General features: G+C 33.8%; 8 protein-coding genes. 3 read left to right on the forward strand and 5 right to left on the reverse strand.

Annotation, left to right across the window (positions count from 1 at the left end):
* Positions 1 to 313: Arm DNA-binding domain-containing protein (locus LD39_RS01860; protein WP_035542292.1), on the reverse strand; the 313-nt coding region annotated here is incomplete at its 3' end.
* A 2-nt stretch (positions 314 to 315) separates the two neighbouring features.
* Positions 316 to 852, reverse strand: coding sequence for an ImmA/IrrE family metallo-endopeptidase (locus LD39_RS01865; protein WP_369793209.1), 537 nt, complete (start codon positions 850 to 852; stop codon positions 316 to 318).
* Between the two features lie 240 nt (positions 853 to 1,092).
* Here LD39_RS01865 and LD39_RS01870 point away from each other — a divergent pair, with 240 nt between their 5' ends.
* From LD39_RS01870 to LD39_RS21700, 3 genes are all read left to right on the forward strand, one after another.
* Complete coding sequence (locus LD39_RS01870) at positions 1,093 to 2,331, forward strand: hypothetical protein (protein ID WP_035542296.1); 1,239 nt, start codon at positions 1,093 to 1,095, stop codon at positions 2,329 to 2,331.
* 76 nt (positions 2,332 to 2,407) lie between these two features.
* A complete protein-coding gene (locus LD39_RS01875; protein WP_035542297.1) occupies positions 2,408 to 3,238 on the forward strand; it encodes a hypothetical protein in 831 nt (276 codons plus the stop codon).
* A gap of 204 nt (positions 3,239 to 3,442) precedes the next feature.
* The gene (locus LD39_RS21700; RefSeq protein WP_052158689.1) at positions 3,443 to 4,564 is read left to right on the forward strand and encodes a DUF3800 domain-containing protein; all 1,122 of its coding nucleotides are present in this window, start codon (positions 3,443 to 3,445) and stop codon (positions 4,562 to 4,564) included.
* Between the two features lie 376 nt (positions 4,565 to 4,940).
* Here the strand turns inward: LD39_RS21700 and LD39_RS01885 are convergent, their stop codons facing one another.
* The 3 genes from LD39_RS01885 to LD39_RS01895 all read right to left on the reverse strand — a co-directional run bounded on the left by LD39_RS01885 (position 4,941) and on the right by LD39_RS01895 (position 9,279).
* Positions 4,941 to 5,438 carry a hypothetical protein gene (locus LD39_RS01885; RefSeq protein WP_035542298.1) on the reverse strand — a complete coding sequence of 166 codons (498 nt, stop codon included), beginning with the start codon at positions 5,436 to 5,438 and terminating at the stop codon, positions 4,941 to 4,943.
* A gap of 135 nt (positions 5,439 to 5,573) precedes the next feature.
* Complete coding sequence (locus LD39_RS01890) at positions 5,574 to 6,008, reverse strand: PIN domain-containing protein (protein WP_035542300.1); 435 nt, start codon at positions 6,006 to 6,008, stop codon at positions 5,574 to 5,576.
* A gap of 670 nt (positions 6,009 to 6,678) precedes the next feature.
* Entirely contained in the window at positions 6,679 to 9,279 is a 2,601-nt protein-coding gene (locus LD39_RS01895) for an AAA domain-containing protein (RefSeq protein ID WP_035542302.1), read from the reverse strand.
* Between the last annotated feature and the right edge of the window lie 265 nt (positions 9,280 to 9,544).

The raw sequence follows: 9,544 nt of genomic DNA on the forward strand, positions 1-9,544 counted from the left end.
CTTTTATTTTTTTATTTCCGAAGAACCTATTTAAGTGATCCAAGTTATGCTGTCGATTTCTCACGGAACTAATTTTAGCGGTATCACGATAAGTCTTAAGCCACTCTAAAGTAAATTCCTGAAAGGTAATATTTTGTTCTTGAACATATGTGTTTTCAAATACTTCCTTTTCTACTTCAGCTGCGGCCATCTGAGCTTCTTTTTTTGTCTTGAACCCTCCTTTAGATGTAAATTTCTTTTTCCCAGTAGACGGATCTACTCCTGTATATATTTGGAAATACCATTTGTTACCTCTTTTACGGTAATTAGCCATATTTATCCCTCCTTCCTTAGATTAATCAAATTAGACTTATCCGACGGTACAATTCGACTCTTAATTTTTTCTAAACGCTCAATACAAACTTTTCTTGGAATCATAAAGTCATGTGACAACTGATCGATAATAGCTGGATTTGAAAGGTTATAATCATTAATCATATGAGTGGGGAGCGAGGCGTATAGAGTGAAGTGCCTGGCATCCCTTTCCTGAAGTTCATAAAAAGAATAAGGCATGAAAGATTGTCGACCTGCATGCCTCAAAGCATGACAAAGCTCGTGGAAGAATTGCTCTCGTTGGTGTATATAAGGGAGGCGACTATCTAATACGATTTCTTGAAACTTCCCTACCCTCATGTAACTAGCTTGAGTAGGTCTACAAGTCACAAATATTTGGGACTCGGATCCAATGGTGTAAACATTTAAATCGTCCGGCTCTGTAAATTTGTGGCTTTTATACCATTGAGTTATTAGGTCTTCTAGAATTGTGGTTGTGTAGTAAGGAAACCTCAAACTAATCACCTTCCTTACAAACATTATACGAACATACGTTCTAGTTATCAATGAATAATTACAAAAATTGGATTTTGTTGTCAGAGTATGAAATAAAACATATGGGTAGTTATTTTACTGGAAAAACCAAAGTATTCGAGATTATTAGAAAGTCATAATGTTTTTAATGTTTTATTTTTTTCGCTACAAATATATAATGGAGGAAATATTTTCTATAAGGTAATGGAACCAAATGAAAAATAATAGTTTGGAGAGGAGAATATAATGAAACCAAAAATTACAATGCAGGACTTAGAGTTAGATTCAAAGTTGATTGCCAATTTTAGAGATACCGTTAATTCAAACAGAAAGTTCAATCTAATTTGTGAAAATATGGACAATACCAATCAGATGAACGCTGTGTATTCGGCTATGGATTGGATTTCAGTAGGCGTGGAAGGAACAAAGAATTTAGATATTGAGTTAACAGGAGTAGGTTATAATCATAAAAACTCTTTGTCTTTATTACAATACATCATTGTAATAGACCAAATACACATGTCAATTAAGTTACTACATGATATTCTTAGTAAAATTAATATAGGTGCAACTCAAGTTCAATACCCTTTTGAAGAGACAAGTTCAATCTTTAATAAACCCGTGAAAGATGATGTTTATTTTAAACATCTAAGAGCGGCATTTGGAATGCACCCTACTGATTTACGTAAAGGTGTAGATGGACTTAAAAGCAAAATCAACAAAAAATTTTACGCAAGTTGGCCTGCTTTGGATATAAGCGGTGAAAATGATTTTATTATTGAAGTGTATAGTGACTCCCCAGGTTATGAGCCTAGTGAGATTTTAGGTATTAATTTAGCGAAATTAAATGAATTCGTTTCAGAAAGATATCAAACTTTGGTAACGCTTACAAAGAAAGTTTCTGAAATTACGTTCACCTTAGATTCTCAGTACCAAGACGTGCCTATTATTCTAAATAACGGTGATATTTTAGAGGATTTAAAAATTCTTAAAGAGGAGAATAAAAAACGGATTGGTGTCCTTAATGGAGGGTATGAATTTTGGATTCATTATCTAGAGAGTGCTTTCAGATCTTCTTTAAAAATTAATGATTTGGATATAGAGAAAGAAATAATAGAAAATTACAATGAACGGCTTATGAATGTCTTACGAGAAATAAAAAAGAATCTAGAGAATATGAACAAGACTATCTTAAGAATAGGTATTCAAGCTAGAGGTTATGAGTTTGAAAAAATCGCTCAATACTTGATTGGCGATCATGAGCATCCTATTGGTGAAGAGTACTTTACAGGGTTAGTTAAATATACAAGCTTACCAGACAGTTTAATTCAAGAAAAAGATTTTGAAAAAAAGAGATATGTTTTTGATGCTTTTCTGTATAGTAAAATGGATGGAAGTGATGAAATTATATACAAAGATCTTTTAAATGATCAAAGTGTATATAACTCAAAAGGACATCCTGGCTTTACAGGGTATGTGCTTTAAAGTTTAATAACTTTACGAACGTGAAGAAAGTTATAGAATTAATCCAATCTTAAAATCTAAATTAGGGTGAATGACATTGGAAGAGGACAAAAGAGAAGATTTAAGAAGTGCAGGCAAAGGATTAACACTTGATTCTATATTAAGCGCAGGAAGTAGTGCAGCTGGAAATATGGCAAAAGAATCTATCACAAGTATGGTAGGAGATATTATTGTTGATTCTGCAAGTTCACTTGTTCCTGTTGTTTCAGGAGCTGTCCAAGGATATAAACGTGCCCGGTTTGAAAGGAATATTGTTGTTTTTACTGAAGAGTTGTACGCAAAGATCGAAGAAGTCAATTTGAATTTGAAAGAAAAAACGGATAAACAAAAAGATAAGATAGATCAACTATTTTCTTATATTATGGATTACGTTATAGATGAACAACAAGAAGAAAAAATTGAATATATGGTTAATGGCTTTGTGAACGTTACACAGCATGAACAGATATCAGACGATTTTATCCTTACTTATTATGATGTTTTAAAAGAATTGAGGATGGTGGATATATCAGTACTAAATTTAATGTACTGTTCCCGTTATGTTCTTAACCACGAAAATAGAGAATCATACCAAGATATAATGGAAAGACATGGACTTAGTTACGAGCAATATGAGGCTGTTCGTCGGAATCTTCATAGGATTGGAATATTAACAACCCGAACAGACTTAAATATATATTCTGATTTAGAAGAGATCTCAAAAAAATTCAAAGAATTATATTCTTATTTAGAAAAATTAACAAATCCAAAACATAAACGCTCTTTGCCGAAACTAAAGGAACCAAAGCTTAAATCAAAGGATAATTTTGAAGTGTCTAAATTCGGAAGAGATTTTGTTAATTTCTTCTTAGATTTAGATGATGAATGAAAAATGAGGTAGATATTTTTCGTTATCATCCTTACTTCCTTTTGAACACATAATAATAGGTGCCAGGCAATTTAACTTATTAACCTATTACCATAATGGTCTTGATCTTGTTATCAAATATTTTTAATTTTTTATCTGTTTAAAAACGAGCACTAAAAGTATGGAGATAAGCTTACAAAGAGATCGGATGGGGAGGTAGGTAGCATGGATGTAGACCAATATCGAAATATTTGGAGCACATCATCCGGCATACCATTACTTAATGAAAAGTACAGCTTCTATTATGATGAGACCGGAAACGTTCGCAAGTTTAGACTGACCGATAATGGTGTGAATGCTGAAGAGGCCATTGTTAATGACTTTATTCTCGGTGGTGTGCTGTTTAATGGTAATAGTCCACCGTGTAATTTAGAATTATTATACGATGAACTGAAAATCCAAGCTCCAGAAATCAAGTTTAGAACTTTAGCTGGTAGAGGAGCTGATTTCTGGACTGCAATAGGGAAGAAACCAATTCAGCAATTCCTCACATGGTTAGAAAGCAGTGGCCTCTATGTCCACTATGCTACTTTAAATAATATGTACTACTCCATCGTGGATATTGTAGATTCGTTATTTGTCACTCAGACACAGTTCAACTTTGGACCTGAATGGTTAGAAGCTCTGAAGGCAAGCTGGCATAGATTTGTCGTAGCCCATTTAGATGAAATCTTGCCTATATTTTATAGATACGATTATCCGAGTTTAGTGAAAGCTGATATTAAGGACTTTTGCTATGAACTTAGCGATCTTATCCAGTCATATGATGATGACGACTTCTATTTAGAAAACTTCCGGCAGTTACTTAAAGAGAATGGACGGGGAGAAGAACTGTTCTTCATTAAAGATAACACACCAGGATTATTAGTTGAGGAATACTCAGGTTTAAGAACCGGGCGGTGCGCATTATATAAAGATTCCATCCATTATTTTGATGAAGAAGCAGAGGCAGAATCGTCATTAGAGGCTATGCCTTTCACTTTGAATGGCGGTAAACTAGACAATTATAAATTCATTGATTCCAAAACAGAACGATTAATTCAAGTTTCTGATGTTTGGGTAGGTCTGCTCGGAAAGTTATTTTTCATTTTAGATGAATCAACACAGGATTCAATCAAGAGCAAAATGGAATCGCTTACTGAAGAACAGAAAGAATGTGTTCGGATAATAAACTCCTTAATCGATAGAGCTGAAAATCTTCACAGAGCATTAATTCAGAGCGTAAATAGTATTGACATGGTTCAGCATAGAGGATCTCTGTTAGCATTGATGGATGAGTTGGTATGATTACTTGATAATAAATGCAAACGATCATTTACTTAGGATGGTTTTCTCAAAATCAAAAAGTCTAAGTGCCTGTAACGCCCCGAAATATGCCGGAAAATCTTGTGTTTAGGAAATGTTTCATAACAGATTGTAAGATTAAAAAGAGAGAGCGCCATTAAAGAGGTGCTCTCTCATGAGATATACATAGATTTTAATAATAGGCTTTAGACAATATAGCCTGCCTGCTAAGGGACCGCACGTTAATTTCAATTTTCGCAGGTGGGATCACACTCATGGCATTAATTGATGTAACCGAAAATGATGTGGTCCAGATGATCTTCACAACATTATATGGGTTTATTGTCCATATATCTAGGCATCGCCCCTTTTTATACTCTCATGATAAGTTTAGTGCTTTATGAGTCATCTCTATATTTTCAACTTCAAAGTCTTCGTATTCCAATTCACTATTCAAAGCTAGAGAATAAGAAATCTTTAGTTGTACTAAATTCGTTTCGAGTAAATCAGGATCACTTTCTTCCGTTAGTCCTGGTATTCCGTATGTATATGTTGCTACAGAGGCGAAACCCACCATATGCCCTTTTATAATTACATTATCTAAAAGAGCTTCCACTTCATTAACTCCCACTTCTGTAATATCTATAACATCAACATCCATGTATCCATTATAAGAATATATATTAATACCAAAGAGATACTCATATAGTTCACGGTAAGTAATGTGGGTATTAAAGCTATCGTTTATATCATCCATACAATGTGTTTCGACGATGTTAGTAACAAAGGACTCTTGATCTTTTTTCGGTTTTCTTTTCCAATCTGTTGGTTTTTTGTATTTTTGAATTTCCGTAGCTGTTGAAATTAACTCATTCAAAGAATAAACTAGGTTAAAATCAGTAGAATCTTTCTTTAAGTCCGCAAAAATTTCATTATCTTGACCAAAATCATTACGGTTGCTACATACTAAATAACAGCTGCCTATCGTACTATCTTCTTTAGAATGAGCTACTTACGATAGCCAAATGATCGCATCTCTAAATTCCTGCTTCTTATCAGTAAACGGTTGCACTCTTTGTAGTGAACGAGATACCAATTCAGGTAAAATATTATTGTCGTACTCTATTAAAGTAATGACTCCTTGTGCAAATAACTCCTCATAAAACTCCTCAAATTCTTTTAAGTAATTAGAAATACCATCTTGCTTGACCTCAAAGTATTCATCAATTGATCCTTTGGTGAACTTTTCCTTGGCCTGAAGTTTCTTTATATCTGACATCATCTCTTGAATTTGTTTCTTATAATTATTGTATGATTCCTGATAAACTACACGGGACATATAAATATTCACTATATTTTCTTGAGCTAATTCCAAGGTTAAGTGGCTATATGATTGTTTGAAAAATGGGTCGGAATAAATGATATTTGAATCTAAATAGACGTTCAATTCGATTAGTCTCCTTTATTTTTTACTAATTCCAAGATCGATGTTGAGGTTCATAAGGTTTAGTCAGTGATCCATAAAGGTACTCTTCCATACATTTTTTTGTTGGTCCTTTGAGTTGAATAGATGTAAATTCCATAAGGATGGTTATTTCCAGTTTTCCACTGATAGCGTGAGAGTCCTTTCTCATGGCTTAATTATGTCAGGTCTATATGATGGACCGTATCCATTTGTTTCCTGATCTGGTTGAGATCATTAAACAGATTCGACCACTACATATTATTTATCAAAGTACATATTCTTCATCTTGAAATCTTCAAATTAATGCCTGACCCCACTGTACTAAAGCATTAGCATGATAAGGTTATAGGGGGCAGGAGTGACATAAGTTTAGCCCAGACATTTTGTTAAGTGTCTATATACATTACTTTATCTTGGACCGAAATTCTTATCAGTAATACTATGTACTTGAATGTCTAACACATCGGGGTGGTGATAGAGAAACTCTTCAATTTCTTTGGGATAAACTTTTTATCATACCTTTCATTTGCCCTGTAATTTCCTATAACTGTTCTCGTCTCCATGACGGTAATACCTCCCGTATGAAGCAATCCTACATTTATCTTTTTGAGTAGTAAATTAAATATAATCTTAAGGAATAGTGTCTTTGCGCTCATCTTAACTTATTATTAATATCAGAGAATATATATCTAGCAAGTAAATTAGACGGCTTATTACCTTCCTTATGGAAAATCTTCATATTTCCAAACACTAAGAAAGATTGCTTCGCTCTTGACACTGCAACATTTAGCATGTTGACACCTTTATCAAAAAAGAAACTATTATTGTTAGAATATACAGGAGAAAAGATGATGACATCTCTCTCTGCCCCTTGTAAGGAATGAACAGTTCCAACGACAACATTCTTATAATTGTTGCCTAATGCTTTTTTTATTGCTAGTTTCTGTTGAGTAAAAGGTGTGATGATGGCAATAGTATCACTTATCGTTTTGCCGCTTACTTGAGTTAGTTGTTCTTCGTTGTTTTTGACCCATTGAGCAATAGCCTTAGCCTCATTTTGGTTATATCTACTACCACCCCTTAGCTGTGCTTCCCCTTCAATGTTTGCATATCCTAAATAAGGCAAGAATTTATAATCCTTCTTTTTCGTAGCCATTGGCTCTAACTTTCCATTATAAGCGAGATCGTTACAATAGCGAATGATGTCATCTTGACATCTTCTATGCTCTGAAAGGAACATCCCCCTCATACCTTCTATTTTTTGAAAAGAGCTTGCCTTTTGAGCAGTTTTGATTAATGAAGTACCTGTTGTACTTATACCTAACTTTTTCAACAAATGGTAGTCACGATTTGAATGCTGTTTACGAGCAATACCACTTCGAACCATGTTAGCTTCATCAATTGGTGGTGAAAGATTCCATATAGGTTCTATTTGCAACTCATCACCAACTACCAAAGCAGATTTGGACAAGGCAAAAGCAGGACCACCAACTTCTGGGGAAACTTGACCTGCTTCATCAATAATTAACAGGTCGATAGCATTATAATAAGGTTCTATCCCTTTCATTTTGGATTGGTTAAAGGCACTTGGCAAAGTATACAATGTAGAAACATGACAAGGAAATAAATGTGCAGAATCCTTCCATTTCTTCAGTGTATCTTCATATTCTTCAGACTTTCTCTTTTGATTGATGAGGTACTTTGCTTCCCAATAATGAACAGAATATTTGAAGGCCATGTACCTGTGATACCTATCCAAATCAGTGAACATACTCTTATACTCTTTATTTGTATGCTGGTAACCATACAAGGCATTTAACTTTTTGATAAGAGACTTTCTTTTTAGATTCTTGAAATATATATCAATATTGGTTAGAAATTTAACGACTCTTGATAGCAATGAGAGGTGCGCTTGACGTAAATAATCCTGTCTTTTGATGATGATGACATCTAAATGATTTATCTCTTCTAATACATCTATGACATTCCACATGTTTTGAATTGTTTCTTTTACTTGACTCTGTAACCACTCCGCAGCATCCTCTAACGATTGATTCTCAAGACCGGAATATTTTTCAAAATATTCAAGGTATGTATGTTCTTGGTTCAAAATTGATTGATTAGCTTTTTTCAAAAATCCATCACCATCAGGACTCTGCATGTAATAGGAAGTCTCATCTTTTTGCAGCTTCTTGAACTTAGTTTTGGAAGGAACATAAAGACCATAGCTTTTAACATTAGGAACCCATCTACCCTCAAGTCCTACTTTTTCATCTATATCCATCATTTCATTCGTACTACCAAAACTGTCTATAACATTAGTTACGGCTTGATTATTTGTGGAAGAGACAAAAATAATTGGTGGTGTTTCATCATTATGTAGAACTGATTCTACGAATTTTGTAGCCACTACCGATTGAAGTAAAGTTGTTTTCCCGGTCCCAGGTGGTCCATTAACGGCCAGAATATTTCCTGATTTTTGAGTCATAAAGTTATGGAGAGTCTCTCTTTGAGACGGGGATAGTGAATGCTCATCACTCATCTGACCTAAATGTTGCTTAGATAATTCAAAGCCACTTGCTTGATTTGATGTTAATTGCTTTTGTTGGAGACTTATGTATTCATCGAATAATGGAACATGAGGTTGATCTCTCTCCATCTGTTCATAAAAATTTAATAAGGTTTGAGTTGCATATTGGTTATTTTGCACATCAAGAAACAATTTACATTCTCTGTCCATTACATATTCTCCATCGGAATAATCAAGGACGTTTTCATCTAATTCCTTTACATAGTGAAGTAGATGATCCCAATTATCCGGTCTTAATAACCCTTTGTTCGTTAAATACCTCTCATAATCCCACATGGTTCCTAATGTATCCATACTTGTTATGTTATGAGGTTCCAGTAATATCCTCGGAATCCATGGCTGGAATTTTTCATCATATGTAAACTTTAGTGTTGCTTTATCAAGTGTAACTGGAATAAGGATAGGGGAAATAAAATAATTTTCATTGTAGTATCTTTGACTAGGTTTTAATACAAAAGGAGCAATAACACAATCAATACTTCGCTGCTTTTTATTTTTGATTGTGCTCCCTACTTCTTCATATGTCTCTTCAGTTATTCTTCCATTCTTGTATTCTTTACGAGGTAGAGTAACCTGCTCTGTTTTGTTAACATCAAGGTCTCGCCTTAACATATCTGAAAGGCAAGTTCGCCAATAAGAAACTACCTTATCTCGAACATCCATAAATAAACTCTCCTTCATATTTATATAAATAAAAAAATATATTATTGAGAACAGACACAAATTTTAAATGGGGATAAATGTGGGAGTTATGAGGATGGTGAATATTGTTAAAATTTGTTTTGAGAACAGGGGTGATAACTATTTATATGTAATGAAACTATATAGAATGGAAGAAGTGAATACAGTACAGTCAATGTATCTTCCTTTATTAAACACAAAGCAGGGACTTTCTATAAATGAAGTTCCCTGCTTTTTATTTATTTTC

The sequence above is a fragment of the Halobacillus sp. BBL2006 genome (genome assembly GCF_000786645.1).
Lineage (GTDB): Bacteria > Bacillota > Bacilli > Bacillales > Halobacillaceae > Halobacillus.

Coding starts and splice junctions, on each gene's coding strand:
- LD39_RS01865 (WP_369793209.1), bottom strand. CDS start 852: ATGTTTGTAAGGAAGGTGATTAGTTTGAGGTTTCCTTACTACACAACC.
- LD39_RS21700 (WP_052158689.1), top strand. CDS start 3,443: ATGGATGTAGACCAATATCGAAATATTTGGAGCACATCATCCGGCATA.
- LD39_RS01895 (WP_035542302.1), bottom strand. CDS start 9,279: ATGGATGTTCGAGATAAGGTAGTTTCTTATTGGCGAACTTGCCTTTCA.
- LD39_RS01870 (WP_035542296.1), top strand. CDS start 1,093: ATGAAACCAAAAATTACAATGCAGGACTTAGAGTTAGATTCAAAGTTG.